Source organism: Mycobacterium paraffinicum, assembly GCF_025822865.1.
Classification (GTDB): Bacteria; Actinomycetota; Actinomycetes; order Mycobacteriales; family Mycobacteriaceae; genus Mycobacterium; species Mycobacterium paraffinicum.
Window position 1 is genome coordinate 322,582 of sequence record NZ_JACKUR010000027.1, and the last position, 26,235, is coordinate 348,816.

Below are 26,235 nucleotides of genomic sequence, written 5' to 3' on the forward strand. Positions count from 1 at the left end.
GCTAGGGTTGCGCTTCGGCAAGGAAGCGGTCCACCACGTCGGGGCCGGTGGAGTGCAGCGCGATGGACAACTCCAACAGCCTGTCCTTTACCTTCTTGGGCAGCAATTCGATGGACTTGGTGGTGGCGGAGTCGTATTTGGCCCCCGGGAAGCGTTGCAGCACAACGTCCTTCTGCGCTTCGGTGGTGTAGATCTCCAATAGCTTCATGCCGGCGAAGGCATCCTCGGCCGAGTCGGCCATTCCGGCGTTCGCCAGCGCCTCGAGCCGTTCCTCGTTGATCCACACGTTGACCTTGATCTGCTTCTCGGCACCGCTCATGAGGTGGCGTCCTCCAATTGGTTCAGCGTGAACACCGGCAGCCTGTCCTTCAGGTAATCCTCGGTGACGAACGGCGAGCCCTGGCCGTATTTGGCGGCGGAGTCCAGGACCACCTCGAACACCTCGTGGCGCATGACCTGCTGGGTGGGCTTAACCTCGTCGGTGAGGATGCTACGGATCAGGCTGCCGCTGAAGCTTTGCGCCTCGGCGTCGTGACCGCACAGCGCGGAGTTGGTCACCTCCCGGCATTCCGGGCAGTACCAGTTCTCCCGCAGGAACACCGGTTTGATGCCCAGCTCGGAGCGGTGTTCTTGCAGCAGATTCTGGGAGTCGTAGGGGCGGTAGAAGTCGCCGACACCGGCATGGTCGCGGCCGAACATGTGGTGCGTGCAGCCCAGGTTGGTCCGCAGGATCGCATGGAAGATCGCCTCCCGCGGTCCCGCATACCGCATGTCCCACAGCGTGAAGGTCACCTTGTGGACGTCCTCGCGAAAGTACCCACTCTTGCGCAGCTCGTCCTGCGTCAGCAGGATCGCCTCGTCGATGTAGTCCCCCACCCGCTTCTGCCCGATGATGGCGTTGACGAGCACCCCGGTGTTCAGATTGTCGACGGGCATGTCTTCGTTCGCGGCCAGCCACGCCTGCTTCATCAGCGCCTCGTGGCCGGTGTGGGGGACGTTGCGGGTCTGGTGGGCGACGACGTGCTTCCAGTCCTTTTCCGCGAGCGCCTCGTGGTGCTGCCTGGGCGTGAGCCAGAAGCTCTTGAAGGGCTCGTTGAACACCGGCTCGTTGATGAGCGTGACGTCACCGGCGATGAACCGGTTCGCGTACGCGAGCGTCTTCTTCACCCCCGGGTGTCTGGGATCGGTTGTGCCGTAAGTTTTCTCGGCGAATCGATGCAGGTCGTACTCGTAGATCTCGGTGACGTCGAGGATCGCGATGGGGGCGTCGAGGTACTCCAGCACGACGCTGCCGCCCTCGTTGACCCCCAGCTTCTCGACGTCCTCGGATGACAGGTCGAACACGATCGGGATGCTCCACAGCGTTCCGTCCGGGAGCCGCAATTTGTCCAGGGTTCCGTCGACCTCTTGCCGGCCCATGAACCCCGACAGTGGGGTGAAGAATCCGTAGGACAGGCTGATCACTTCGTGCGCGGTCGCCTTGGAGATCGGCACGCGCGGCAGGCCTTTGATTTGTGCGGCGGCGCCGTCCGTGGACACTCTTTCCACGATCGGTTTCCCGTTGTGACCGTGATAGTTCATGTCATGACCTCGCTTCGCGGTGTGTGTCGAACCCTCGGGCGGCAGCGGCGCGGGCGGGAATGACGCCCTCCTTCTCGAGATGCGAGACCACTTCCTCGGCCAGCGTGTCCGCATCCGTCGTGCCACCCTCGAGCCGCAGCTCCGGGCTCAGCGGCGCTTCGTACGGATCGTCGATTCCGGTGAAACCCCGAATCTCACCGGCGCGGGCCTTCTTGTACAAGCCTTTCGGATCACGCTGCTCGCAAATCTCGATCGGCGTATCGATGAAGATCTCCAGGAAATCGCCCTCGGCGAGAGTGGCGCGAACCGCGTCGCGGTCGTGCCGGTACGGGCTGATGAAGGCCGTCAAGGTGATCACCCCGGCATCGCAGAACAACTTCGCGACCGCGCCGAGGCGCCGGATGTTCTCCTCGCGGTCCTCGGGGGAGAACCCCAGACCGAACCGCTTCGCGAACTCGACTCCGTGGCGCTCTTCGAGAAGAGTCGGGCCGGCGTTGAGCCCGTGGCGGACGTTGTCGCCGTCCAGCAGGTAGCTCCGCACGCCGCGCTCGTACAGCTTCTGCTCGACGATGTTCGCCACCGTGCTTTTACCGCTGGCGCTCAGCCCGGTGAACCAGATAACGCAGCCCTTGTGGCCGTTGAGCCGTTCGCGCGCCTCGCGAGAGATCTGGTGGTCATGCCAGGTGATGTTGTCGGACAAATTCAGCTCCTCGTCGGCTTTGCACGCCTCATCGGTACGTGGCCCGTGGTCCTCTCAACCGGCGCCCCGCCGCGCTCATTCCTGGCAACCCCCGCGCGCGGCATCCCCTACCAGTAAAACCGGACTTCGGCAAGTCTACAAGTTAAGATGGTCAGTTTAGGGCGGTTTTCGGGGTTCCGCGTTGCGGCACTCGCCCGCCCGGGATAGCGCCGACGCACCCGCCTCGTCAGGATGCTGACGCCGCCGCTTCCGAAGCGGCCAGCTCGTCGCACAAGTGCTCGGCCAGATCGCGGACCGTGGTGATCTTGGTGGGGCTGATGCGCACACCCGTTTCGGTTTCGATGCGGGTTCGCAGCTCGAGATTACCGAGTGAATCCAACCCATAGTCGGACAACGGACGATCCGGATCGATTGTGCGCCGGAGCAATCCCCGCGATCGGCGGGACATTACGTATTGCTGGATTCGCCGGATTCGCCGGATTCGCCGGCGTCGACGGCGTCCGCGGGGTCCTCGATCACGCAATACGTCGGATCGATCATCGAGATGGGCCGGTTGCCGGTCTGACGCGCCTTCCCGGTGATCCGCAATAGCTGGCCGGGCTGAATGTCGGCGCCCCCATGACCGGGGCGGAAGGTGACCGTCATTTCTCCGCTGTTGTCCCCGACGACCACCTGTCGGAAGGTGCGCCCGCGGTCGGTGACGTCCTCGACCTGGTTGACCCGCCCCTCGACGGTGGCCCGCTGCCCCGAGATCAGCCCGGCCACCAGGATGACCGAAGCCGGCCGCTCGGGGTGCTCGTAGGCGTCCACCTTCTCGTCCTCACCCTTGGACACCCACGCCTCGAGCTTGTCGATCTCCTGGGCTATCCGCTGCTCGAAGGTGTCGGGGTAGGCCTCCTTGATGCGCGATTCCACGTCGTAGGGCACGATCGTCGCCGCCGCATCGGGGATCAGGCTCACCGCGCTGGAGATCTTGTCCGCGGTGCGGTCGTGCAGCAGCCGGCCCAGCAGCCGCCCGAACGTCCGGCGCGGCAGCAGCACCGTCACATTGGTGTGGGGTTGTTCCTCGCGCGCCTTGGCGACCAGCAGCTGCGCGGCCCGGATGATCCGGCGGTCCGGGCAGTCCACCACCCGCAACGGGGTGTCGAGACCGAAGTGATCCCAGCGCTTTCGCAGCTGCGCGGCGTGGGCCGGGTCGACCATGAAGTGCACCGCGGTCAGCTCGTCGGCCCGTAATCCCCTGCCGTAGCGCAACGCTTCGATCACCGCCAGGTCGACCGAGTCGACGAACACGAACACCCGGTGTCGCGCGTACTTCACCAACTCCGGACGGTCGGTGCGGAACATCTCGAGAATGGCTGCCTCGGCGCGGTATTCGCGGTTGAGCCGCATCAGCATTAACACCAGCAGCGGGAAGACGACGACCACCAGCCACGCGCCCTCGGTGAATTTGGCCACCGCGAAGATGCCCACCACGATAGTCGACAGGATCGCCGCGGACAGGTTGATCGCCAGGCGGCGTCGCCACCCCGGTTCCCGGTGTGTCAGATGGTGTTTGGTCATCCCGTAGCCAGCCATCGAGAACCCGGTGAACACGCCGATCGCGTAGAACGGGACCAGCGCGTTGACCGACCCACCGGTCACCACCAGCAACAGCACCGACAGCGCCGTCAGGGTGATGATGCCGTTCGAAAAGACCAGCCGGTGACCGCGTTTGGTGAGCTGGCGCGGCAGGAAGCGGTCCTCGGCGACGAAACTTGCCAGCGCCGGGAATCCGTTGAAACTGGTATTCGCACCGGTGAACAAGATGGCCGCGGTCGCGGCCTGGACCAGGATGTAGAAGACGTCGCCGATCACGCCGTTGCCGAAGACGGCACGGCCGATCTGGGACAGCACCGACGGGTATTCCGTGAGATACGGCGTGGCGTGGGTAACGTGCGCCAGATAGGCGACGCCGGCCAGCAGGAGGCCGAGGACGGTGGCCATGGCGGTGAGCACGCGGCGCGCGTTGCGGCCCTGCGGCTTTCGGAAGTAGTCGACCGTGTTGGAGATGGCCTCGACTCCCGTCAGCGACGAGCCTCCGTTGGCGAACGCGCGCAGCAACACCAAAATCGTGGCGCCCAGCACCAATCCGTTGCCCTGGTGTACCGGCACGGTTCCGGCCATGTGTGCGGGATCGTAAACCGGTAGGTTCCCGGCGAATGCGCGAATGACGCCGACGACGATCGTCAGGCCGACCATGACGATGAAGGAATAGGTCGCCACCGCGAACGGCAGTCCCGCTTCCTTCAGCCCACGCAGGTTCGCGTAGCAGATGGCAAGCACCACACCGACGGTGAGTTCGAGGCTGTACGGGCCCAGCGCGGGAACCGCCGACACCACCGCGACCGTCCCGGCCGCCGATTGCACCGCAACGGTGACGACGTAGTCGATCAGCAGCGCCGCGGCGGCGATTTGCGCCACCCGGGGCCCGAAGTTGTCCCGCGCGACGATGTAGGAGCCGCCCGCCCGGGTGTAAGCCATCACCACCTGCCGGTACGAGGCGGCCACCAGCACCAGGATGAGCAGGATGACGCCGGTGATGGGAAGCAACAGCAGGAAGGCGGCCAGCCCGGCATGCGGCAGCAGTTCGATCAGGATCTGCTCCGGACCGTAGGCGACGGACGAGACCGCGTCCGGCGAAAGCGCGCCCAGGGCAACCGGATTCGACAACTTCTCGGAGGCGATGTCCTCGGTGATCAGCGGCTTTCCCAGGAACACCCGCTTGACGATGTCCCCGACCGAAAGGGGAATGCGCAGCTTGTCGGCCGAAGTTGTCACGACCACCGTCCTTAACCTGAGCGGGCGAAACACCTTCGATGCATTGTGCACGCTAGCGGCCGCCATGGTGGCAGCTGGTCGGATTCGGATTCGGATTCGGCTAGGCCAGCCGGCGCACGGCCGCGGAGATCCGCTCGTCGGTCGCCGTCAGTGCGACGCGCACGTGCTGTGCGCCCCGCGGGCCGTAGAAGTGGCCGGGCGCCACCAGGATGCCGCGCTCGGCCAGCCAGGTGACGGTGTCCGCGCACGGCTCGCCGCGGGTCGCCCACAGATACAGGCCGGCCTCGGAGTGGTCCCCGGCGAATCCGGCCGAGCCCAGCGCCGGCAGCAACGCTTCCCGCCGCCGCTCGTACCGTTCGCGCTGCGCCCGCTCGTGGGCGTCGTCGTCCAGGGCGGCGACCATGGCCGCCTGCACCGGCGTCGGCACCATCATCCCGGCGTGCTTGCGCACTGCCAGCAGCTCGGCCACCAGCTCGGCATCCCCGGCGACGAATCCGGCCCGGTAGCCGGCCAGCGACGAGCTCTTCGACAGCGAGTGGATGGCGAGCAGTCCACTGTGGTCGCCGTCGCAGACCGACGGATGCAGGATCGACAGCGGTTGCGCCTCCCAGCCCAGGCCCAGGTAACACTCGTCGGAAGCCACCACGCTGCCCCGCTCGCGCGCCCAGCCGACCACCTTGCGCAGGTGGTCGACGCCGAGCACGCGCCCGGTCGGGTTGCTCGGGGAGTTGAGGTAGACCAGCGCCGGTGATTGCGGGCCCAACTGGGTCAACGAATCCGCCCGCAGCACCGTCGCTCCGGCCAGCCGCGCCCCGACGTCATAGGTCGGATACGCCAGCTCGGGCACCACGATCACGTCCGCGGACCCCAGCCCCAGCAGGGTGGGCAACCAGGCGATGAGCTCCTTGCTGCCGATCACCGGTAGCACGGCCGCCTCGGTGAGGCCGGTGATGCCGAAGCGGCGGGCCAGCGCGGCGACCGCCGAGTCCCGCAGGCGCGGGGTGCCGGCGGTGGCGGGATATCCGGACGCGGAACCGGCGGCGGCCAGCGCCTCGGAGATGATCGGCGCGACCGGGTCCACCGGGGTGCCGACGGACAGGTCGACGATCCCGTCGGGATGGGAACCGGCCAGCGCTTTCGCGTCGGCCAGCGTGTCCCAGGGAAATTCCGGCAGGGACGCCGACACTCGCCCGCGTGGGGCGCGCGGCCTCACCCCGGGCCTATCCAGCACCGGCCCGCTCAGTCGCCCTCGCCCTGGGGCGGCAGGTCCTTGACGACCTGCGGGTCGTTCTCGGTCATGCCGACCTTGGCGGCGCCGCCCGGCGACCCCAGCTCAGTGAAGAAGTCAGCATTGATCTGGGTGTACTGGCTCCACTGCTCGGGCACGTCGTCTTCGTAGTAGATCGCTTCGACGGGGCAGACGGGCTCGCACGCACCGCAGTCGACGCACTCGTCAGGGTGGATGTACAGCATCCGCGCGCCCTCGTAGATGCAGTCGACCGGGCACTCCTCGATACATGCCTTGTCTTTGATGTCGACACAGGGCTCGGCGATCGTGTAGGTCACAGACGTCTCCTCCATGTACTACTTCAGTGTGGGCTGCTCTTCGGCTCGCGCCCGGTGCTTCCGGCCGCTCCAGGACAAAGCTTTCGGTTACTGATACTAGACGTTGCACATACACGTCAACCACTTGGCGCGCCCGTTAAAATGACGATTTAAGACTGCCAGTCTCGGACGCCGCGACCGGGGTCGGTTTCGCCGAGGGCGAACAGCACGCCCAGCCTGCTGACCTGCGAAAAGTCGCACTTCCGTGGCGCTCCGCGATATGCATTGCGATGGAAGCACGGTCGTGGCGCCTGGTAGCCTCGACCGGAAGACGGCAACCGCTGGGCAGATGTCGTCGCCTTTACAGCGGTGCATATACGGGGAAGGTGTCCACACATGAGGCTGTCGTTGACCAAATTGACCGTTGCGCTCGGGGGCGCGGCCGTGGCGTTGACCGCCGGGGCCGGAATCGCGTCCGCGGACCCGACGGACGCGATCATCAACACCACTTGCAACTACGGGCAGGTCATCGCTGCGCTCAACGCCACCGATCCGGCGGCCGCCACGCAGCTGAACAGCTCGCCGATCGCGCAGTCCTACATCCGCAACTTCTTGGCCGCGCCGCCGCCGAAGCGCCAGCAGATGGCCCAGCAGATCCAGGCGATGCCGTCGGCGATGAAGTACTACGACGACATCAACCAGGTCGCGGTCACCTGTAACAACTTCTGAGCCCAGCACGCGGTTCAGTAACCGCTGAGCAGGCCGCGCACGCGGCCCAGGGTCTCCGGTCCGACGCGGCTGCAGATTCTCGATGGGTCTGCCGGCTTGCGTCCCCAGAGCAGCAGCACGCGCGCGGCGGGGTCGGTTTCCAGGGTGGCGGAGCCTTCGGGTTCGCTGAGTCCGATGGCGGTGCGGTCGGTTTCAGCGCTGATCACGACGTCATCGGTGCCGGCGGCGCGCAGCCTGGCCTCGACGCGCTCGCCGGGCCGCAATTGCTTGGTCCCCTTGGCCAGCAGCGGTTTTCCGACCGCCACGACGCTGTGAGTGGTCATCCAGGGGTCGGCCAGCCCGGTCTTTAGGGCCGCCGGGATGTCGGCGTCCCCGGTGATGTCCCAGCCGTGCAGCACGAGCTCCTCGCGCATGTGTTCGGCGAACCAGGGCACCTTCATGATGCGGCCCGTCCACGCGACGTCGGTGTCCTGGGGCACGTCGTCGGCCGCTTCCGCGATCCGATTGAGGGTGGCCATCCGGTCGAAGAGCGCGTCCCACAGGTCCGCGTCGTTCAGCGCGCGCAGTGGTCCCTCGCGTTCCTCGAAGCCGCGCGTGCCGACGGGCTCGCCGTCCAGGTGCGCGGCCAGCACTCGGGCGATCTCCTCGGCGTTTCCGGCCTGATGGACGACGATGTCGCGCACCGTCCAGGCCTCGCACCAGGTGCCGGCGTCGGGCCGGCGCCGCTGCACCGCGTCTACGAACGGTCGCCACTCGGGGAACCGGTCATCGTCGATCTGTCGGTTCACGGCGTCGGGTATACCCGCCGCCGCGGGCTGCTAAGCGGCCCGCGGGGCGTAGGTCGTGGTGCGTTGGCGGGCGGGGCGTCCGATCCCCTCGGCGATCGCGGTCAGCTCTTCGACGCTCTTGGCCGACCCGTGCTCCGAACCGGCCATCCGCGAGATGGTCTCCTCCATCAGCGTGCCGCCCAGATCGTTCGCACCGCCGTTGAGCATCACCTGTGTGCGCTCGACCCCGAGCTTGACCCAGCTGGTCTGAATCTGGGATATCCGGCCGTGCAACATGATTCGCGCCAACGCGTGCACGGCACGGTTGTCGCGGTGGGTGGGCCCGGGCCTGGCCGCGCCCGCGAGGTACAACGGCGAGCTCTGGTGTACGAACGGCAACGGGACGAACTCGGTGAACCCGCCGGTGCGGTCCTGGATCCCACGCAGCACGTTGAGATGACCCACCCAGTGCCGCGGGCTGTCGACGTGCCCGTACATCATCGTCGACGACGACCGCAGGCCCACCTCGTGTGCGGTGGTCACGATGTCGATCCATTCCGAGGTCGGCAGCTTGCCCTTGGTCAGCACCCAGCGCACTTCGTCGTCCAGGATCTCGGCCGCCGTGCCCGGGATCGTGTCCAGCCCGGCCTCGCGCAGGCTGATCAGCCACTCGCGGACGCTCAGCCCGCTCTTGGTCACGCCGTTGGCGATCTCCATCGGCGAGAAGGCATGCACATGCATCGACGGCACCCGCGCCTTGACGGCGCGGACCAGGTCGGCGTAACCGGTGACCGGCAACTCCGGGTCGATCCCGCCCTGCATGCACACCTCGGTGGCGCCTTCGACGTGCGCCTCCCACGCGCGGTCGGCCACCTCTTCGGTGGACAACGAATAAGCGTCGGCGTCGCCCTTGCGCTGCGCGAAGGCGCAGAACCGGCAACCCGTGTAGCAGATGTTGGTGAAGTTGATGTTGCGGTTCACCACGAATGTCACGTCTTCGCCCACCGTGTCGCGCCGTAGCGAATCAGCCAGGGCGGCAACCGCTTCCAGCGCGGGTCCGTCGGCGGTCGCCAGCGCCAGGTACTCGCTGTCGGCGCAGCCGGCCGGGTCGCGCTCCGCGGCCCGCAGCGCGGCGAGCACGTCGGTGTCGATGCGCTCGGGGGCCCGCGCGGCCAGCTCGTGCACCTGCGCGCGGATCGATTCCCAGTCGCCGAAGGCGCTGTCCAGATCGCTGCGCGCTTCGGTGGCGCGGCCCTCGGTGTCGATCGCCGCGTTGAGGTCCACCCGCCCGGCGGACGCGACGTCGTCGGGCTCCTGCCAGGGCAGGCCCACCGGATTGACGTCGCGGGCCAGGCCGGTCGCCGGGTCGGCCAGCGCCATCACGTGTCCGCGCACCCGCGGGTCGATCCACGCCGCCCCGGCTTGCACGTACTTGGGCTGGGCGGTAAGTCGCTGAACCAGTTCGTATCCGGCCTCGGCGGTGATGTCGGCCAGCTCGTCGAGAGCGGGCCACGGCCGCTCGGGGTTGACGTGATCGGGCGTCAGCGGTGACACGCCGCCCCAGTCGTCGACCCCGGCGCCGACCAGCGCCAGGCACTCGTCGCGGGACACCAGGTTGGGCGGCGCCTGGATGCGCATGCCGGGGCCGAGCACCAGCCGGGCGACCGCCACCGTCGCCAGGTAGTCGTCCATCCCCGCGTCGGGGACGGCGGCCATCGCGGTGTGTTCCTTGGCCCGGAAGTTCTGCACGATCACTTCTTGCACGTGCCCGAACTCCTTGTGCGACTTGCGAATCGCGTGCAAGGTTTCGGCACGTTCGGTCAGGGTCTCGCCGATGCCGACCAGCAGGCCGGTGGTGAACGGGATGGACAGCCGGCCCGCATCGGTGAGTGTGCGTAGCCGCACCGCGGGGTCTTTGTCCGGGCTGCCGTAGTGGGCAAGCCCTTTCGTCTCGAACAGCCGCCGCGACGTGGTCTCGAGCATCATGCCCATCGACGGCGCCACCGGCTTCAGCCGGGCCATCTCCGACCAGCTCATCACACCGGGGTTCAGGTGCGGCAGCAGGCCGGTCTCTTCGAGCACCCGGATCGCCATGGCCCGCACGTAGGACAGCGTGGAGTCATAGCCGCGTTCGCTGAGCCACTGCCCCGCCTCCGGCCATCGATCCTCGGGCCGGTCACCGAGGGTGAAAAGGGCTTCTTTGCAACCCAATTCGGCTCCGCGGCCAGCGATGTCGAGGATCTCGTCGGGCTCGAGATACATGCCCGCGCCCTGCGCGCGCAGCTTGCCCGGCACGGTGACGAAGGTGCAGTAATGGCAGGTGTCGCGGCACAGATGGGTGACCGGGATGAACACCTTGCGCGAATAGGTGACGGGCAACCCGCCGCCGGGGCCGCGCCGGCCGGCCGATGCCAGGCCCGCGTCGCGCACCCGCGCCGCGCTGGCGCACAGATCCGCGAGGTCCTCACCCCGCGCGGTCATCGCGACGGCGGCCTCATCGACGTTGAGCGCGACGCCGTCTCGCGCGCGGCGCAGCACGCGTCGCAACGCCGAGGCGCTGGTCTTTGGCAAAGCCACAGGATTAGGAAGAGCGGTAGGCTCCTCGCCCGGAGTCAGCGGCACCTTCGTGTAACTTCCCCACGATCGAATTTCATCCGCGTGTCCCAACATGTGAAATTATCTTCCGACCCGTGCGGGCCCCGTCTGCGCAACAGTCAACAGTAGCGGCAGTGCCACACCCGCAAGCGGGGACATCCCGGCCCGCGTGACCGCACGACGTCAGGCCCGGCGCCCGCGCCGCCAGAGCACCCAGAATGGCGGCACCACACCCAGCACGATCAGCAGCAACGCCCCGTAGGCCATCACGCCGCGACCCCCCAGGATCACGTCGTCGGCCGGGCCGCCCATGCTGATCACCGCCACCGTGAGCAGCCAGGTCCACAACGGCAGCGCGGCCAGCCGCGACGATGTGGTCCACCGGCCGGCGGCCCACACCAGCGCGGCGTTGACCAATCCAGAAATCAATCCGCTGATGGGAAACGGGACCGCCCCGATATAGGAAGGCAGCAGCAGGGCCCCGGCCAGTGCGGAGAGAACCCCGTCGACGGCCAACAGCGCCAAGACAACGAAACGTATCGCGGGGTCTGTCGCGCCGATGTCTTCGAGAGATGCGGCGCGCGGCTTGGTTTCGGTCAGGTCGGGACGCTGTCGATGTTGGAGAGTATCGAGCCGATAACCCACTGCAGGCTGTCGAGCCGGTCCTGCCAATGCTGCTGATTAGGGTCCAGGTCGGGGTCCATGCGAAATCCTTCCGTGGCTGCCTGATTGGCAAGCCTACCCCGTGTCGGCCGCGGTGAAATCAAGCCCCGCAAGCAGATCTGTCTCCCACCCGCGCTCGTCGCGCTCCCCCGCCGTGCCGGCCGCCAGCACGTAGTGCTCCTCGGCGAGGATGGGCAGCGCCATGTTGTTCGACAGGGCGCAGGCCCGGCCGGTCGGTCCCACGACCACCTGGGTGGCGTGCGCGGCGAGCGCCGCCCGCTTTGCCGCCCAGGCCTGTCGGCCGGGCTCGACGACGGCGTCGATGTCGGAGTCCGGGTACCCGAAGCCGAACTCTTCCTCCGGGGGGATCGCCCACTCGGGCCGCAGGTCCTCGCCATTGAGGGCACGCATGCCCGCCAGGAAGGCGCGGGTGGCGAACACCGACCAGTAGAACTTCGGCACGGTCCACGGCTCGCCGGGGAAGTCGCCGGAGCCGGTCCCCGGACCGGACGCCTTCACGGCGGCCGTTGTGACGGTGTGAGTGTGGACGTGGTCGGGGTGGCCGTAGCCGCCGCCGGGGTCGTAGGTCACCACGACGTGCGGGCGATGCTCGCGAATGACGGCGACCAACTCGCCGACAGCCTCGCGCTCGTCGGCGTCGATGAACCGCTGCCGCCCCCGCCCCGGCGTTCCCTGCATGCCCGAGTCGCGCCAGCGTCCGGCGCCGCCCAGGTAGTGGGGGGCGCCGACGCCGAGCGCACGCAGCGCCGCGGTGAGCTCGCCGATGCGATAGCCCCCCAACTGATCCGCGTGATCGACGGCCAGGCCGGCCCAGCGGTCACCGATGACCTCACCCTCTTCGCCGAGCGTGCAGGTGACGACGCGCACGTCGGCCCCGCGGGCGGTGTAGTGGGCAATGGTGGCGCCGTTGCTGAGGCTCTCGTCGTCGGGATGCGCGTGGACGAACAGCAGCCGTGGCGTCTCGGGCATGGACGCACCCTACCCGCAGCGCAGGCCCGTTCGCGGTCTCGTCGTCACCGATAGGAACGCATACGGCTACTATCGAGGGATGCCGCAGCTCACCCAGACCGCCCCGACCGGTGGCCGGAGCCGCCGACGGGGCGAGGTCCTCGAGCGGGCGCTCTACGAAGCCACCCTGGCCGAATTGGCCGAGGTCGGCTATGGCGGGCTGACGATGGAGGGGATCGCGGCGCGCGCCCATACCGGCAAGGCGGCCCTGTACCGGCGGTGGACCACCAAGTGCGAGCTCGTGCACGCCGCACTGGTCCATACCTTGCCGCCGTTGCCCGAGGCGCGGCCCGGCCGGTCGGCCCGGGAGAACCTGCTGACGGTGTTCAGCGCCCACCGCGACATCTGCGCCGGGAAGACCGCCTTCCCCGGCATGGCCACCGTCAACCAGCTCCTGCACGAACCCGAGATGCGCGCCATCTTCGCCGACGCCGTGGTGGCCCCGCGCCTGCAGATCGTCGAATCGATCCTGCAGGCCGCGGTCGCGGAGGGCGAGCTCGATCCGGCGCTGATCACCCCGCTGACCGCCCGCATCGGCCCGGCTTTGATCAACCAGCACTTCCTGCTGACCGGATCGCCGCCGAACCGCCGGGAGCTGGCGCTGATAGTCGACACGGTGATCCCGCCGCGACCGGGGCGGGCGGCCGACTGAGGACGCGGGCTACGGCCCGGTCTTGATCCATTGGCCGGCGTCGCCGACGATGCCGACCGGCACCGCGCCCGACAGGCTGACGTTCTGCACGCTCGGGCCGGCGCCGACGATCGTGGTGTCCTGCAGGATCGGCAATACGGTGGACATGTTCCACAGTCGCGGCTCGACCGCCGTGATCACGTCGTTGATGCTCTTGGTGCCGTTCAGCGCGGCGTCGATGTTCGACTGAACGCTGCGATCGCAGATCCCGGTGAGGTTGGAGGGCGCCTGTACCAAGGCGTTGGGGTCGGCCGGGCGGCTGGGTGGCGGCGACGACGTCGGCGTGGTGGCGGAGGTGCCCGGTCCGGTGGTCGATGGCGAGCCCGGCCCAGGAGCACTGGTCGTCGGCCCCGTGGGCGCCGGCACCTGCGTCGATTCCAGGGCCGGGCAGCCGTACCGCGACGCCAGGCGCGTCGCCAGATTGCCGCCCGCCTGGTGCCAGCCGACGATCGCGTCCACCTGGTGGTTGTTCAGCGCGTCGCGATACAGCGTCACCGGGTCCAGCGCCAGCACGCTGGCGGCGATGCCGACGTTGCGCAGCTGGTCGGCCGCGGTGTTGGCCACCGCGACGGACGTCGGGTCGTTGACCGCCACGCCGATGACCAGCGCCAGCTGTTGACCGTCCTTGCTGATCCGGCCGCGGATGACTTCGGGCGGAGCGGTGTTCGCCGGTGTCGGCGCCGGGGACGCCGACGAATTGCCCTCGACCTTGTAGCCGGATCCCTCCAGCAAGGCCAGCGCCGCCGGCGTCGTCATCGCGGGGGGCGCGGTCGGCTCGTAGCCGGGATCGCTGGGGGCCCGGATCTGGGCCTGGTCCAGCGTGACGGTGTTGTCGCTGCCCGCGCCCACCGCCGCCAGCAGGTCGACGTCGAGCAGCCCGAGCATCGCCTTGCGCACCTGCGCGTCGGACAGCTTGGGCTCGTTGGCCCGCAGCGTCAGCTGCATGACCCGGGGCGTCACGATCCGGGCGGTGCGCACGTCGGGGATGGCGGACAGCTGTGCGAAAGCCGCCGATCCGCCGTGCACCTGGGCGACCTGGGTGTCACCGTTGCGCACGGAATCGGCCAGCGCGGCCGGTGCTCCGGCACGCCGGAAGAGGATGAGCGCGGGCTTGGCCGGTGGTCCCCAGTAGCGATCGTTGCGGGCCACCAGGATCTCGTCGCGCTGCGGATCGATGCTCTCCACCCGGAACTGGCCGCCGGTCACCGGGAGCGAGCGGGCCAGCCCGGCCGCGAACCCGCCCGGCACGTCCTTGACGATGTGCGCCGGAAGGATGTTGCTGAACAGCTCTTTCCACGACGGGTAGGGCTGGGCGAAGGTGACCACCGCCTGCTTGCCGCCCTCGAGCGACTGCACGCCGGTGATGAGGTCGTACCCGGCGGGGTCGACGACGCCGGGCTGGCTGACCATCTGCCGCCACAGGTACCAGAAGTCGTCGGCGGCGATCGGGGCGTTGTCGGTCCACTGCGCCTCCGGCCGGATCTTGTAGGTCACCGTGAACGGGCTCTGGCTGGTGACCTCGGCCGACTCCAGCAGGGTCGGGTCCATCTCCCAGCGTGAGCCCGTCGGCGTGCCCGGGTCGGGCACCGGCCGGAACGCGCTGGGCAGCACCAGCGCGCTGATCGCCGCGTTCACCGGGGACAGGTCGGACAGCAGGTGCGGGTTGAAGCCGGCGCCGATCGAGTCGATGCCCATGATGATCTGGGTCGGCCGCGGCGGCGGCGGTGGCGAGTTGTGCGGCGTGTCGGTGCTCTGCGGCGCCGGCGGGGGGTTGACCGTGCACGCGGCGAGCGCCAATCCGGCCAGCGAGACGACCACGCCCACCGTCACGAAGAAACGGCGGACTCGTCTCGGCATGCCGATCAGGGTAACGAGCAGCTGCCCAGCAGCCCGCCCAAGCACGCGCGATTAACCCCGGGCCTTGGCCCGCGCCCGGCTGCGGCCCCGGGTCGTGGCGTCCAGCTCCACCTTGCGGACGCGCACGATCTCCGGGGTCACCTCGACGCATTCGTCTTGCGCACAGAACTCCATGGCCTGTTCCAGGTCGAGCTCGAGCGGCTTGGCCAGGGTCTCGATGACGTCGGCCGTCGACGACCGCATGTTGGTGAGCTTCTTCTCCCGGGTGACGTTGATGTCGAGATCCTCTGCGCGCGGGTTGATTCCGACGACCATGCCCTCGTAGGTGTCCTGGCCGGGTTCGACGAAGAACTGTCCCCGATCGGCGAGCTGAATCAGCGCGAACGGCGTGATGGTGCCGCTGCGGTCGGAAACCAGCGACCCGGTGTGGCGGGCCCGGATCTCCCCCGCCCACGGCCGGTAGCCGTCGAACACGGCGTTGGCGATCCCGGTGCCGCGGGTGATGGTCAGGAAATCGGTGCGGAACCCGATCAGTCCGCGGCTGGGCACGATGAAGTCCATCCGGACCCAGCCGGCGGCGTGGTTGGTCATCTCCTCCATGCGGCCCTTGCGGGCGGCCATCAGCTGGGTGATCGCGCCGACGAACTCTTCGGGGCAGTCGATGGTCATCGCCTCGAACGGCTCGTGCAGCTTGCCGTCGATCGTGCGGGTGACCACCTGCGGCTTGCCGACCGTGAGCTCGAAACCCTCGCGGCGCATCTGCTCGACCAGGACGGCCAGGGCGAGCTCGCCGCGGCCCTGCACCTCCCAGGCGTCCGGCCGGCCGATGTCCACGACCCGGATCGACACGTTGCCGACCAGCTCCTGGTCCAGGCGGTTGCGGACCATGCGCGCGGTCAGCTTGTGGCCCGACACCTTGCCCGCCAGCGGCGAGGTGTTGGTGCCGATCGTCACCGAGATCGCCGGCTCGTCGACGGTGATCCGGGGCAGCGCGTGGGCGTGATCGGGATCGGCCAGCGTGTCGCCGATCATGATCTCGGGCAGGCCGGCGACCGCCACGATGTCGCCGGCGATCGCCTCGTCGGTGGCGCTGCGCTCGACGCCCTCGGTCGCGAGCAGCTCGGTGATCTTGGCGCTGGTGATGACGGGCAGGCCGTCGACTTCACGCATCCAGGCGACCTGCTGGCCCTTGCGCAGCTTGCCGTTGTAGATGCGGATCAGGGCGAGCCGCCCGAGGAACGCCGACGCGTCGAGGTTGGTGACCAGCGCCTGCAGCGGCGCCTCGGGGTCCCCCGACGGCGGCGGGATGTGCTCCATCAGCACGTCGAACAGCGGGTCCAGGTTGTCGCCGGCGGGCACCTCGCCGTCGGCCGGCTGGGTGGTGCTGGCGACGCCGGCCCGGCCGGACGCGTACAGCGTCGGCAGGCCCAGCGCGTGCTCGGCCGCCTTGGCGGCCTCGTCGTCGAGGTCGGAGGCGACGTCCAGCAGCAGGTCGTGGCTGGCGTCCACAACCTCGGCGATGCGCGCGTCGGGCCGGTCGGTCTTGTTGACGACGAGGATCACCGGAAGGTGTGCGGCCAGCGCCTTGCGCAACACGAACCGTGTCTGCGGCAGCGGCCCTTCGGACGCGTCGACCAGCAGCAGCACGCCGTCCACCATGGACAGCCCGCGCTCCACCTCCCCGCCGAAGTCGGCGTGCCCGGGGGTGTCGATCACATTGATGACGGTGACCGTGCCGTCGGCGTTAAGGCGGTGCACGGCGGTGTTCTTGGCCAGGATGGTGATGCCCTTTTCCTTCTCGAGGTCACCGCTGTCCATGATGCGTTCCTGGGTGTCGTCGCCGCGATGGTGCAGCGCCCCGGATTGCCGCAGCATCGCGTCCACGAGGGTGGTCTTGCCGTGGTCGACGTGGGCGACGATGGCGACGTTACGAAATGGCACGTCGGTGATTGTGGCAGCGGGGGGCCTTCCAAAGCGAACTCGAAGGCGAACTGGCAGGTGCGGCCCGCGCGCTGTCCGGTGTGCGTCCAGGGCGGCCCGCCCCCGCGTGTTGCCACCCCGGCCGCACACCGAAAGCCCAGGACGCACGCTCAACGGGGCAGCCGAGCGCCCCCTACCATCCCCTGCGGCGCGGCGCCGTGCCGACCAATTCGCCCTTGGATTCGCGGCTGCGGTAGACGATGTACGGCCGGAACAGGTAGGCGATCGGCGCGCTGAAGATGTGCACCAGCCGGGTGAACGGCAACAGCGTGAACAGCACCATGCCGATCAAGGCGTGCAGTTGGTAGTCCAGCGGCGCGTTGATCATCACCTCGCCGTGCGGCTGGAAGATCCAGATCCGGCGGAACCACAGCCCGACCGTGTACCGGTAGTGGAACTCGCCGCCGTGCGGCCCGGTGCCGATCAGGTCGCAGTACAGGCCCACCACGATGGCCAGCACCAGCACCACATACATCAGCTTGTCGCTGCGGGTGGTGGCCATGGACACCGCCGGGCGGGTGAACCGCCGGTAGATGAGCAATCCGATCCCGGCCAGGGTCGCGAGGCCGGCGGCCGACCCGGCGATGACCGCCTGTAGATGGTAGACGTGGTCGCTCATTTTCAGCATGTGCGTCACCCGCGGCGGGATGAACAAGCCCATCACGTGTCCGGCGAAAACCGCCAGGATGCCGAAGTGGAACATCGGGCTGGCCACCCGCAACAGCCGCGACTCGTAGATCTGCGAGGAACGTGAGGTCCAGCCGAACTTGTCGTAGCGGTACCGCCACCAGGTGCCGACGATCAAGACCGTCAGCGTGACGTATGGCGCGATGTCCCAGAACAATACGTTGCTAAACACCTGGCGCTCCTTCGCGTCGGGGCGGCACGGTCAAGTTAAAGGGTTGCAGCCCAACGGCTTCCGCGGGCGGCCCGGCTTGCGCCAGGCGCTCGGCGCGGCGCACGTCCTGGTCCGTCGCGGGGGGCAGCGTCGCGCACACCGCCGCCACGGTGGGCTCATAGGGCGACTTCGCGTCGGCGAGGGCGCCCCGCAACACGTCGATGGGCACCCGGTGCTCGGTCAGCAGCCGCCGCCCCACCTCGGGATCGACGGTGGCGGCGTACTCGAGGACGACGGGTAGGTGATCGGGCGCCTCGGTGCGCGGCGGCTGCACGCCCGATTCCCGGTAGGCGGCGGCGAACTCGACCATCTCCCGGCCGCGGTTGCGGGTATCCCCGGCGGTCCAGTACGTCAAGTACATCGTGCAGTGGCGCCGCATGTCGAACGTCGCGACGTAGTCCATCGCGGCGGCCATCGGCTCGCGGGCGCGCAACGCGGCCACCGTCTGTCCGAGCAACGTCGCCTCGGGCCCGCCGATGTGGCTGAGCAGCTCGTCGACGGTGTCCAGCCGGGCGGCCAGCTCGTCGTCCGGGTAGGCCAGCAGCAGCGATGCCGCCTGCCACACCAGTCGGTCCTGCAGGGTGTTGGTGCGTCCCCGCCGCCCGGCCAGCAGCCTCATTGCTTCTGCTCTTCGGGAAACATCCCGGCGGGCACCTGGCGCCCGTCCCAATTCAGCAGGTTCACCCGCACGGACCGCTGGCCGTCGGCGGCCGCCTCGCCGCCGGGCCGCTTGAGCGCGTGGAACGTCTCCACGGCGACCGGCACCGGTTCACCCGACTCGTACATGCCCGGGCCGCCGTCGCCCGTCAACGAGCAACCCATCTGTTCGAGGTCGCGGGCCTGCGGGCTGAACGCGGTCGGAATGACGTAGCGCTCTTCGTATTTCGCGATGGCCAGCAGCCGGTACATCTCGTAGATCTGCTCTTCGGTCATCCCGACGGATTGCGGTATGTGCGGCTGGGTTTCGCGCCCGAGATTGATGTCGCGCATGTAGGAGCGCATCGCCGCCAGCCGCCGCAGCACCCCCTCGACCACGGCGGTGTCCCCCGCGGTGAACAGCTCGGCCAGGTATTGCATCGGGATGCGCAGCGCGTCCAGCGCGCCGAACAGGTTGCCCAGTTCTTCCCCGTCGTGACCGTCGCGGCTGACCGCGTCGACCACCGGCGACAGCGGCGGGATGTACCAGACCATCGGCATGGTGCGGTATTCCGGGTGCAGGGGCAGCGCGACCTGAAAGTTGTTGATCAGCGCGTACACCGGCGAGCGTTGGGCCGCCTCGATCCACTCGTCGGAGATGCCCTCCGCGCGTGCGGCGGTGATCACCTCGGGGTCGCATGCGTCCAACAGGATTCGGCGCTGCGCCTCGTAGAGGTCGGTTTCGTTCTCCACCGACGCCGCCTCCAGCACCCGATCCACGTCGTAGAGGACCAGCCCCAGATACCGCAGCCGGCCCACGCAGGTCTCCGAGCAGATGGTCGGCAACCCGACCTCCATCCGCGGATAGCACAGCGTGCACTTCTCGGCCTTGCCCGTCTTGTGGTTGAAATAGACCTTCTTGTAAGGACATCCGGAGACGCACATCCGCCACCCTCGGCAGCGGTCCTGGTCGACCAGCACGATGCCGTCCTCGCTGCGCTTGTACATCGCGCCCGACGGGCACGACGCCACACAGGACGGGTTGAGGCAGTGCTCGCAGATCCGGGGCAGGTAGAACATGAAGGTCTCTTCGAGCGCCAGTTTGACGTCCTCGCTGACCTTCTTCAAAATCGGGTCCCCTTCAAGGATCTCCGGCGACCCGGCCAGGTTGTCGTCCCAGTTCGGCCCCCAGGAGATCTTCATCGGTTCGCCGCTGATCAGGCTCTTGGGTGCCGCGGTGGGAAACGTGTCACCCGCGGGCGCCGTGGTCAGGGTCTCGTAGTCGTAGGTCCAGGGCTCGTAGTAGTCGTCGATGATCGGCAGCCGCGGGTTGGCGAAGATGCGCAGCAACTTCTGGATACGCCCGCCGTCGCGCAACCGCAGCCGGCCCTTCTTGTCGCGTATCCAGCCCCCGCGCCAGCGCTCCTGGTCCTCGTAGGTGCGCGGATAGCCTTGGCCCGGTCGGGTTTCCACGTTGTTGAACCACACGTACTCGGTGCCGGAGCGGTTGGTCCAGGCCTGCTTGCAGGTGACCGAGCACGTGTGGCAGCCGATGCACTTGTCGAGGTTCATCACCATCGCCAGCTGGGCCATTACCTTCATCGTCAGTACGTCACTTCCTGGTTGCGGCGGCGCACCACGGTGACCTCGTCGCGCTGGTTGCCGGTCGGTCCCATGTAGTTGAAGGCGAACGCATGTTGGCCGTAGCCCCCGGCGAGGTGGCTGGGCTTGATGCGGACGCGAGTCAGCGCGTTGTGGTTGCCGCCGCGCTTGTTGTTGGCTTCGGTGCGGGGTGTGTCCACCGTGCGTTCCTGCACGTGGTAGACGAACACCACACCATCGGGCATGCGATGCGAGACGATGGCACGGCACACGTAGATACCGTTGGCATTGACTGCCTCGACCCAATCGTTGTCGCGGACTTTGAGTTTGACCGCGTCGCCGGGGCTCATCCACATCGTGGGCCCGCCCCGGGACAACGACAGCATGTAAAGGTTGTCCTGGTAGGTGGAGTGGAACGACCACTTCGAGTGCGGCGTCAAATACCTTACGGTGAGGCCGATCCCATCATCAGTCGGACCGAGCTGCGGCTGGCCGAACAGCCGCGCCATGTCCAGCGGCGGACGGAACACCGGCAGGTGCTCGCCGAGTTCCTCGACCCAGTCGTGGGCCAGGTAGAAGTGCATCCGGCCGGTCAGCGTGTGGAACGGCTTCAGGTTTTCGATGTTGATGGTGAACGGCGCGTAGCGGCGCCCACCGGTTTCGCTGCCCGACCATTCCGGGCTGGTGATCACCGGGACCGGACGCGCCTGGGTGTCGGCATAGCTGATGCGTCGTTCCTCGCTGCCCTCGGCCAGGTGCGCCAGCCGTTGACCCGTCCGCTTCTCCAGTTCGCGGAAACCCTCGACAGCGAGCCGGCCGTTGGTCGTCCCGGACAACAGCAGCAGCACGTCGGCCATCCGCGCGGCGGTGGTGATGGCCGGACGCCCCGCTGCCGCACCAGAATTCATCACGCCGAACTTGGCCGCCAGTTCCTCGACCTCCCGGAACGGATGCACCGTGATGCCCTTGGTGGTCAGGCCGAATGTCTCGACGAGCGGGCCCAGGGTCTGCCACTTGTCATAGACGGCGCCGTAGTCGCGTTCCACCACCGTGAGCCTGGCCATGCTGCGCCCGGGCACCGGTGTCGCACCGGTGTGCAGCCAGTCTTCTTCGGTGCCGTCGGGATAGGCCATCGCGTCGGGGGTGTCGTGCTGCAGCGCCGTGAGGACCACGTCGCGGCGGGTGCCCAGGTGACGCTTGGCCAGCGCGCTGAAGGCCCGGGCGATGGCGCCGAAAGCCTCGAAATCCGAACGGGTTTCCCAGGGTGGATCCGTCGCGGCACTGAACGCGTGCACGTATGGGTGCATGTCGGTGCTGGAGAGGTCGGCCTTCTCGTACCAGGTCGCCGCCGGCAGCACGATGTCCGAGACCAATGTCGTCGAGGTCATCCGGAAGTCGATCGACATCATCAGGTCGAGCTTGCCCTCGGGGATGTCGCCCTCACACACCACGTCGGCGGGCGGAATCCCGTCGGCCGGCGGTTCGGCCTGCACATTGGAGTCGGTGCCCAGCAAGTGCCGCAGGAAGTACTCGCCGCCCTTGCCCGACGATCCGATCAGGTTGGCCCGCCAAACCGTAAGCACCCGTGGCCAGTTGACCGGATTGTCGGGATCGGTGACCGAGAGCTTGAGCTTGCGGTCGCGAAGCTGCTCGGCGACATAATCGGCGACCTCGCGGCCGGCGTCGCGCGCCTCGTCGGCGACGTCCAGGCTGGACCGGTCGAACTGGGGATAGAACGGGCTCCAGCCCATCGCGGTGGCCGAGGCCAGCAGATCCATCGTGTGCTTGCCCGCGAATCGGCCGCGGCCCAGCGGGCTGGCCAGCTTGTCGGCCGCATAGCCGTCGTAGCGCCACTGGTCGGTGTGCGCGTACCAGTAGGACGCACCCGGCACCTGCCGCGGCGGGCGCACCCAGTCCGTGGCCATCGCCATCGTCTGAAATCCGGTGAGTGGACGTACCTTTTCCTGGCCGACGTAGTGGGCCCACCCGCCGCCGTTGCGCCCCATCGACCCGGTCAGCATCAGCAGTGCGAGCACCGCCCGGTAGATGGCGTCGCCGTGGAACCACTGACAGATCCCGCTGCCCATGATGATCATGGACCGGCCACCGGATTCCTCTGCGTTGCGGGCAAATTCCTTTGCGACGCGAATGGCCTGCGCGGCCGACACGCCGGTGATCGCCTCCTGCCACGCGGGGGTGTTCTGCTGGGTCGGGTCGTCGTAGCCGGTGGGCCATTCGCCGGGCAACCCCGGGCGGGCCACGCCGTACTGGGCGAGCATCAGGTCGAAAACGGTGCACACCAAGTGCTTGCCGATGCGGCGCACCGGGACACCGCGCGCCACGGTGGCGCCTTCCCCGTTGATCGTGTCGAAGCTGGCCAGGTGGACCAGCGCGGTGTCACCATCGCCGTTGGCGCCGTGCGCATTTCGCACACTGAGCGCCGGCACCAGGGAGCCGAGGTCGAGGTTCCATTTACCGACGCCGTCCTCGCCGTAGCGGAATCCCAGTGAGCCGTGCGGCACCACCACCGAGTCGGTGGCCTCGTCCCACACCGCCGGTTTGAGCGCCGAGTTTTCTTCGGCCTCGAAGCCTCTGCCCAGGTCCGCCGCCGTGAGGTTCTTCCCCGGCACCAGCATGTCGCCGCGCTCTTCCAGCTTGATCAGGAAAGGCAGGTCGGTGTAGCGACGCGCGAAGTCGGCGAAGAACGGAACCTCCTTCTGTACATAGCATTCCGAGAGAATGACATGCCCCATCGCCATCGCGAGTGCCCCATCGGTGCCGGCCGCGCACGGCATCCACTCGTCGGCGAACTTGGTGTTGTCGGCGTAGTCGGGGCTGACGGTCACCACCTTGGTGCCGCGGTAGCGCGCCTCGGCCATCCAGTGCGCGTCGGGGGTCCGGGTGATCGGCACGTTGGAGCCCCACATCATCAAATAGGCCGCGTCCCACCAGTCTCCGGATTCGGGGACGTCGGTCTGATCGCCGAACACCTGCGGCGAGGCCACCGGCAGGTCGGCGTACCAGTCGTAGAACGACGTCATCGGGGCGCCGATGAGCTCGAAGAACCGCGACCCCGCGGCGTAGGACACCATGGACATCGCCGGGATGGGCGAGAATCCGGCGACCCGGTCGGGACCGTAGGTCTTGATGGTGTGCACGTGGGCGGCGGCGATCAGCTCGGTGGCCTCGGCCCAGGTGATCCGGACCAGTCCGCCCTTGCCGCGGGCGCGCTGATAGCGCCGTCGACGTTCGGGGTCCGCCTGGATGTCGGCCCAGGCGAGCACGGGATCGCCGAGGCGCGCCTTGGCTTCCCGGTACATCTCGATCAGCACGCCCCGCGCGTACGGGTAACGCACCCGGGTGGGCGAGTAGCTGTACCAGGAGAACGACGCCCCGCGTGGGCATCCGCGCGGCTCGTATTCCGGCCGGTCCGGGCCCACCGACGGGTAGTCGGTTTGCTGGGTTTCCCAGGTGATGATCCCGTCCTTGACGTAGATCTTCCAGGAGCAGGAACCGGTGCAGTTGACCCCGTGGGTGGAGCGCACCACCTTGTCGTGGCTCCACCTGTCGCGGTAGAACACGTCGGCCTCGCGGCCGCCGCGCCGTGTCACCGTGCGCAGGTCGGCCGAGAACTCGCCGGGCGTGAAGAACCGCCCGCTGCGTTCCAGCAACTCTTCGAGCGCTCCACCAACGTGTGGTGTGAGAGTCAACAGGTACCCCTTCTACTCCGTATCGCTGCGTCGTAGCCGGGCCGTCGCTTCGACCCCAGGTGCGTTGTGTTGAGCGTCGGCCCATGCCGTATCGGCGGCGCCATCGATGTCGGGGGCCCGGGCCGCGCACCCACATCGGGTGCGGGGGAAGGGTCTATCACCTCCGCCGTACGCGGCCTGTTAACGAATATCCGTCTGCTCAGCATGGGTTCTGCGGACCAGAGGGTTCCGGCGCGGGCGAAGGATCGCCGTCGACACCCACCTCTAGGTCAAGTCGTTTACTACAAGTTCACGTTGGGTTATATCTCCAAGTTCACCTTCGTGACCTTCTGCGGCGCTGAATGTCAGCTGCCGAAAGGCTGTGGACTTGTTATGAGGCCCCGCCGTCGAGCGTCCGCACCAGGTCAGCGACCCAGGCGCGGTCGGCGGGCACCCAGTCGACGTCGGTCAGCTCGGCCGCCGTCACCCAGCGCACCGCCCGGTGGTCGCGGGCGTGCGGCTCGCCGCCGAGCAGGTGCACGCGGTAGGCGCGCAGCGTCATGCCGTCCAGCGCGATGTCGTCGCCCAGGCGGTCGCCCACCGCGACGTCGCCGACGGCCAGCCCCAGTTCCTCGGCCAGCTCCCGGGCCAGCGCGCCGGGTTCCGTCTCACCCGGCGCGACCTTGCCGCCGGGCAGCTCCCAGCGGCCGGCCAGCTCGGGCGGCCGGACGCGCTGCGCCACCAACACACTGGCGCCGCGGATGACCGCTCCGGCGACGACGATCTGGGTGGGCATGGCCAGACGGTATACGGTCGAGATATGGCTGTGTTAACGGATGAGCAGGTCGACGCCGCACTGCCCGATCTCAACGGATGGGAGCGTGTCGACGGCGCGCTGCGCCGCTCGATCAAGTTCCCGAGTTTCCTCGCCGGCATCGACGCGGTGCGCCGGGTCGGCGAGCACGCGGAGAGTAAGGACCATCACCCGGACATCGATATCCGTTGGCGGACAGTTACTTTCGCCCTGGTTACGCACTCCGAGGGGGGCATAACCGAGAAGGACGTCGCCATGGCTCACGACATCGACGGGATCGTCGCGAGCTAGTCCTCCAACGCGGCCCGGTCTTCGGCCGTCACGCTGGCGTGACGCTCGGCGCCTTCACCGGCGACGGCGATCCAGGCCAACGTCGCCACGGCGGCCACGATGTAGATCAGGCCGGCCCAGGCCAGATACCACGGCCGGCTGATCTGCCAGATGGTCGGCTGAGCGAAGAGCAGCAGCCACGGCACGCCGACAAGGGTCAGCGCCAGCCAGCCCCAGCCCACGACGCGTGCGCCGCGCCGCTCGCGCAGCGGCCCGTGAATCGCCCAGATCATCAGCGGCACCAGCCACACCCAGTGGTGAGTCCACGAAATCGGCGACAGCAGCAGCCCGAACAACTCGACCACCAACAACTTGCCCAGCCGGTCGGACGGGTCCAGCGCCCGCCAGGCCAGGACGGCCAGCACCGCGGTGACGGCGATGGCGGCCAGGACCGGCGGGCCGAAGCCGGCGTCGTGGCCAAGGATCCGGGAGATGCCGCCGCGCCAGGATTGATTGATCGACGTGGCGATGGGGCCCACGCGATGCGCGTCGCCCAGCAGTTTGGTGAAGTAGTAGCGCGTCTGGTCCCCGACCACCAGTGCCGACACGCCGATGGTGGCGACGAAGACCACGCAGGAGAAGGCCGCCGCGGTCCACCGCCGCACGCCGAGCAGGTAGACCCCGGAGATCGCGGGCGTCAGCTTGATTCCGGCCGCGACGCCGACCAGCAGGCCGGACAGCCACCACCGCGTCGTCAACACCGCCCACAGCACCCCCACCATCAGCAACACGTTGACCTGCCCGTAGTCGAATGTGCTGCGCAGCGGCTCGATCCAGATCGTGACCCCCGTCCACGCCATGGCCATGGGGCGGCCGTCGCCGCCGGGCGCCACGCCGATCAACCGCTGGCTGATCCGTATCGCGCCGTACAGCGCGGCCATCGTCGCGATCTGCCACGCGAAGGCGACCAGGCCGAAGGGCAGCAGGCTCAGCGGGTAGAACACCACCGCCGCGAAGGGCGGATAAGTGAACGGCAGCGGGAAGTCCGGCGTCTGATCGGCGTAGACGTAGCTGTACAGCGTGCCGGGATGGTCGATCGCGGCGGCGCCGCCGAGGTAAACGTGCAGGTCGACGAAGTTCGCACCGTGGGGCGACAGATATGTCCAGCCGAGTCGCGCGGCAACACTGGCGACTAGCAGCGCGGGTGCCGCCGCCCGAAGCAGACTCGCGAACCGCCGGCGCGGGGGTGCCGCCGGGGTGGCCGAAGTGGTGTCTATGCGCCCGACTTTAGCGATTGAGGTGGCCTGAGCGGCACCGGTAGACCTCGTCACCGCCAGCGGTCCTGGTCGCCGGGCGTTCGGTCACCGCC

Annotated in this window: 21 protein-coding genes and 1 pseudogene; 3 read left to right on the forward strand and 19 right to left on the reverse strand. The window is 68.2% G+C overall.

Translation table 11 applies throughout. From position 1 onward, the window contains the following. Position 1: 1 nt before the first annotated feature. From H7J89_RS19180 to fdxA, 7 genes and pseudogenes are all read right to left on the reverse strand, one after another. Positions 2–319, reverse strand: a complete 318-nt coding sequence (locus H7J89_RS19180) for a DUF6955 family protein (RefSeq protein WP_264045567.1) — start codon at positions 317–319, stop codon at positions 2–4. Beyond that, positions 316–1,581, reverse strand: a complete 1,266-nt coding sequence (sat, locus tag H7J89_RS19185; protein ID WP_264045569.1) for a sulfate adenylyltransferase — start codon at positions 1,579–1,581, stop codon at positions 316–318. Before sat ends, H7J89_RS19180 begins: the two co-directional genes overlap by 4 nt. Position 1,582: 1 nt before the next feature. Continuing rightward, on the reverse strand, positions 1,583–2,281 hold the full coding sequence (cysC, locus tag H7J89_RS19190) for an adenylyl-sulfate kinase (RefSeq protein WP_264045572.1): 699 nt from the start codon (positions 2,279–2,281) through the stop codon (positions 1,583–1,585). Between the two features lie 226 nt (positions 2,282–2,507). After that, a pseudogene (locus H7J89_RS19195) lies at positions 2,508–2,711 on the reverse strand (acyl carrier protein); the annotation flags it as partial. A 17-nt stretch (positions 2,712–2,728) separates the two neighbouring features. Continuing rightward, a complete protein-coding gene (locus H7J89_RS19200) occupies positions 2,729–5,101 on the reverse strand; it encodes an APC family permease (RefSeq protein ID WP_264045576.1) in 2,373 nt (790 codons plus the stop codon). Between the two features lie 100 nt (positions 5,102–5,201). After that, positions 5,202–6,287 carry a succinyldiaminopimelate transaminase gene (gene dapC / locus H7J89_RS19205; protein ID WP_264045578.1) on the reverse strand — a complete coding sequence of 362 codons (1,086 nt, stop codon included), beginning with the start codon at positions 6,285–6,287 and terminating at the stop codon, positions 5,202–5,204. A gap of 53 nt (positions 6,288–6,340) precedes the next feature. Continuing rightward, a complete protein-coding gene (fdxA, locus tag H7J89_RS19210; protein WP_055398945.1) occupies positions 6,341–6,667 on the reverse strand; it encodes a ferredoxin in 327 nt (108 codons plus the stop codon). Between the two features lie 375 nt (positions 6,668–7,042). Here fdxA and H7J89_RS19215 point away from each other — a divergent pair, with 375 nt between their 5' ends. Then, positions 7,043–7,375 (forward strand): hemophore-related protein, encoded by a 333-nt coding sequence (locus tag H7J89_RS19215; protein WP_067946075.1) that lies wholly within the window; start codon positions 7,043–7,045, stop codon positions 7,373–7,375. Positions 7,376–7,389: 14 nt separating this feature from the next. Here the strand turns inward: H7J89_RS19215 and H7J89_RS19220 are convergent, their stop codons facing one another. From H7J89_RS19220 to mshB, 4 genes are all read right to left on the reverse strand, one after another. Next, entirely contained in the window at positions 7,390–8,163 is a 774-nt protein-coding gene (locus tag H7J89_RS19220) for a maleylpyruvate isomerase N-terminal domain-containing protein (protein WP_264045585.1), read from the reverse strand. A 30-nt stretch (positions 8,164–8,193) separates the two neighbouring features. Then, the gene (locus H7J89_RS19225; RefSeq protein ID WP_264045587.1) at positions 8,194–10,812 is read right to left on the reverse strand and encodes a bifunctional FO biosynthesis protein CofGH; all 2,619 of its coding nucleotides are present in this window, start codon (positions 10,810–10,812) and stop codon (positions 8,194–8,196) included. A 108-nt stretch (positions 10,813–10,920) separates the two neighbouring features. After that, positions 10,921–11,382 carry a hypothetical protein gene (locus tag H7J89_RS19230; protein WP_264045590.1) on the reverse strand — a complete coding sequence of 154 codons (462 nt, stop codon included), beginning with the start codon at positions 11,380–11,382 and terminating at the stop codon, positions 10,921–10,923. 93 nt (positions 11,383–11,475) lie between these two features. Next, complete coding sequence (gene mshB / locus H7J89_RS19235) at positions 11,476–12,390, reverse strand: N-acetyl-1-D-myo-inositol-2-amino-2-deoxy-alpha-D-glucopyranoside deacetylase (protein ID WP_264045592.1); 915 nt, start codon at positions 12,388–12,390, stop codon at positions 11,476–11,478. Positions 12,391–12,469: 79 nt separating this feature from the next. On the opposite strand from mshB, the gene H7J89_RS19240 reads away from it, so the two are divergent. After that, positions 12,470–13,081: a TetR/AcrR family transcriptional regulator gene (locus tag H7J89_RS19240; RefSeq protein WP_264045594.1), complete on the forward strand. Its 612-nt coding sequence runs from the start codon at positions 12,470–12,472 to the stop codon at positions 13,079–13,081. A gap of 9 nt (positions 13,082–13,090) precedes the next feature. Here the strand turns inward: H7J89_RS19240 and H7J89_RS19245 are convergent, their stop codons facing one another. The 7 genes from H7J89_RS19245 to H7J89_RS19275 form a co-directional block, all read right to left on the reverse strand. After that, positions 13,091–14,983, reverse strand: coding sequence for an ABC transporter family substrate-binding protein (locus tag H7J89_RS19245; RefSeq protein ID WP_264046100.1), 1,893 nt, complete (start codon positions 14,981–14,983; stop codon positions 13,091–13,093). 45 nt (positions 14,984–15,028) lie between these two features. Further along, positions 15,029–16,918, reverse strand: a complete 1,890-nt coding sequence (gene typA, locus H7J89_RS19250; RefSeq protein WP_264045596.1) for a translational GTPase TypA — start codon at positions 16,916–16,918, stop codon at positions 15,029–15,031. Between the two features lie 172 nt (positions 16,919–17,090). Beyond that, positions 17,091–17,816, reverse strand: coding sequence for a respiratory nitrate reductase subunit gamma (narI, locus tag H7J89_RS19255; protein ID WP_264045598.1), 726 nt, complete (start codon positions 17,814–17,816; stop codon positions 17,091–17,093). After that, positions 17,809–18,474 carry a nitrate reductase molybdenum cofactor assembly chaperone gene (narJ, locus tag H7J89_RS19260; protein ID WP_264045600.1) on the reverse strand — a complete coding sequence of 222 codons (666 nt, stop codon included), beginning with the start codon at positions 18,472–18,474 and terminating at the stop codon, positions 17,809–17,811. The genes narI and narJ overlap by 8 nt, the downstream gene beginning before the upstream one ends. Then, positions 18,471–20,093 carry a nitrate reductase subunit beta gene (gene narH / locus H7J89_RS19265; RefSeq protein ID WP_264045602.1) on the reverse strand — a complete coding sequence of 541 codons (1,623 nt, stop codon included), beginning with the start codon at positions 20,091–20,093 and terminating at the stop codon, positions 18,471–18,473. Before narH ends, narJ begins: the two co-directional genes overlap by 4 nt. Positions 20,094–20,095: 2 nt before the next feature. Then, positions 20,096–23,803: a nitrate reductase subunit alpha gene (locus H7J89_RS19270; RefSeq protein ID WP_264045606.1), complete on the reverse strand. Its 3,708-nt coding sequence runs from the start codon at positions 23,801–23,803 to the stop codon at positions 20,096–20,098. Positions 23,804–24,173: 370 nt separating this feature from the next. Next, complete coding sequence (locus H7J89_RS19275) at positions 24,174–24,578, reverse strand: (deoxy)nucleoside triphosphate pyrophosphohydrolase (protein ID WP_264045608.1); 405 nt, start codon at positions 24,576–24,578, stop codon at positions 24,174–24,176. A 24-nt stretch (positions 24,579–24,602) separates the two neighbouring features. Between H7J89_RS19275 and H7J89_RS19280 the strand changes: the two genes are divergently transcribed. Next, a complete protein-coding gene (locus H7J89_RS19280; RefSeq protein ID WP_067308371.1) occupies positions 24,603–24,887 on the forward strand; it encodes a 4a-hydroxytetrahydrobiopterin dehydratase in 285 nt (94 codons plus the stop codon). Here H7J89_RS19280 and H7J89_RS19285 read toward each other — a convergent pair. Then, a complete protein-coding gene (locus H7J89_RS19285) occupies positions 24,884–26,197 on the reverse strand; it encodes a mannosyltransferase (protein WP_264045612.1) in 1,314 nt (437 codons plus the stop codon). The genes H7J89_RS19280 and H7J89_RS19285 overlap by 4 nt on opposite strands. Positions 26,198–26,235: the final 38 nt, after the last annotated feature.

Bases quoted from the DNA above. Each gene is read 5' to 3' on its own strand.
- H7J89_RS19180 (WP_264045567.1), bottom strand. From the start codon at position 319: ATGAGCGGTGCCGAGAAGCAGATCAAGGTCAACGTGTGGATCAACGAG.
- sat (WP_264045569.1), bottom strand. From the start codon at position 1,581: ATGAACTATCACGGTCACAACGGGAAACCGATCGTGGAAAGAGTGTCC.
- H7J89_RS19215 (WP_067946075.1), top strand. From the start codon at position 7,043: ATGAGGCTGTCGTTGACCAAATTGACCGTTGCGCTCGGGGGCGCGGCC.
- H7J89_RS19225 (WP_264045587.1), bottom strand. From the start codon at position 10,812: ATGTTGGGACACGCGGATGAAATTCGATCGTGGGGAAGTTACACGAAG.
- mshB (WP_264045592.1), bottom strand. From the start codon at position 12,390: ATGCCCGAGACGCCACGGCTGCTGTTCGTCCACGCGCATCCCGACGAC.
- H7J89_RS19240 (WP_264045594.1), top strand. From the start codon at position 12,470: ATGCCGCAGCTCACCCAGACCGCCCCGACCGGTGGCCGGAGCCGCCGA.
- narJ (WP_264045600.1), bottom strand. From the start codon at position 18,474: ATGAGGCTGCTGGCCGGGCGGCGGGGACGCACCAACACCCTGCAGGAC.
- narH (WP_264045602.1), bottom strand. From the start codon at position 20,093: ATGAAGGTAATGGCCCAGCTGGCGATGGTGATGAACCTCGACAAGTGC.
- H7J89_RS19275 (WP_264045608.1), bottom strand. From the start codon at position 24,578: ATGCCCACCCAGATCGTCGTCGCCGGAGCGGTCATCCGCGGCGCCAGT.
- H7J89_RS19280 (WP_067308371.1), top strand. From the start codon at position 24,603: ATGGCTGTGTTAACGGATGAGCAGGTCGACGCCGCACTGCCCGATCTC.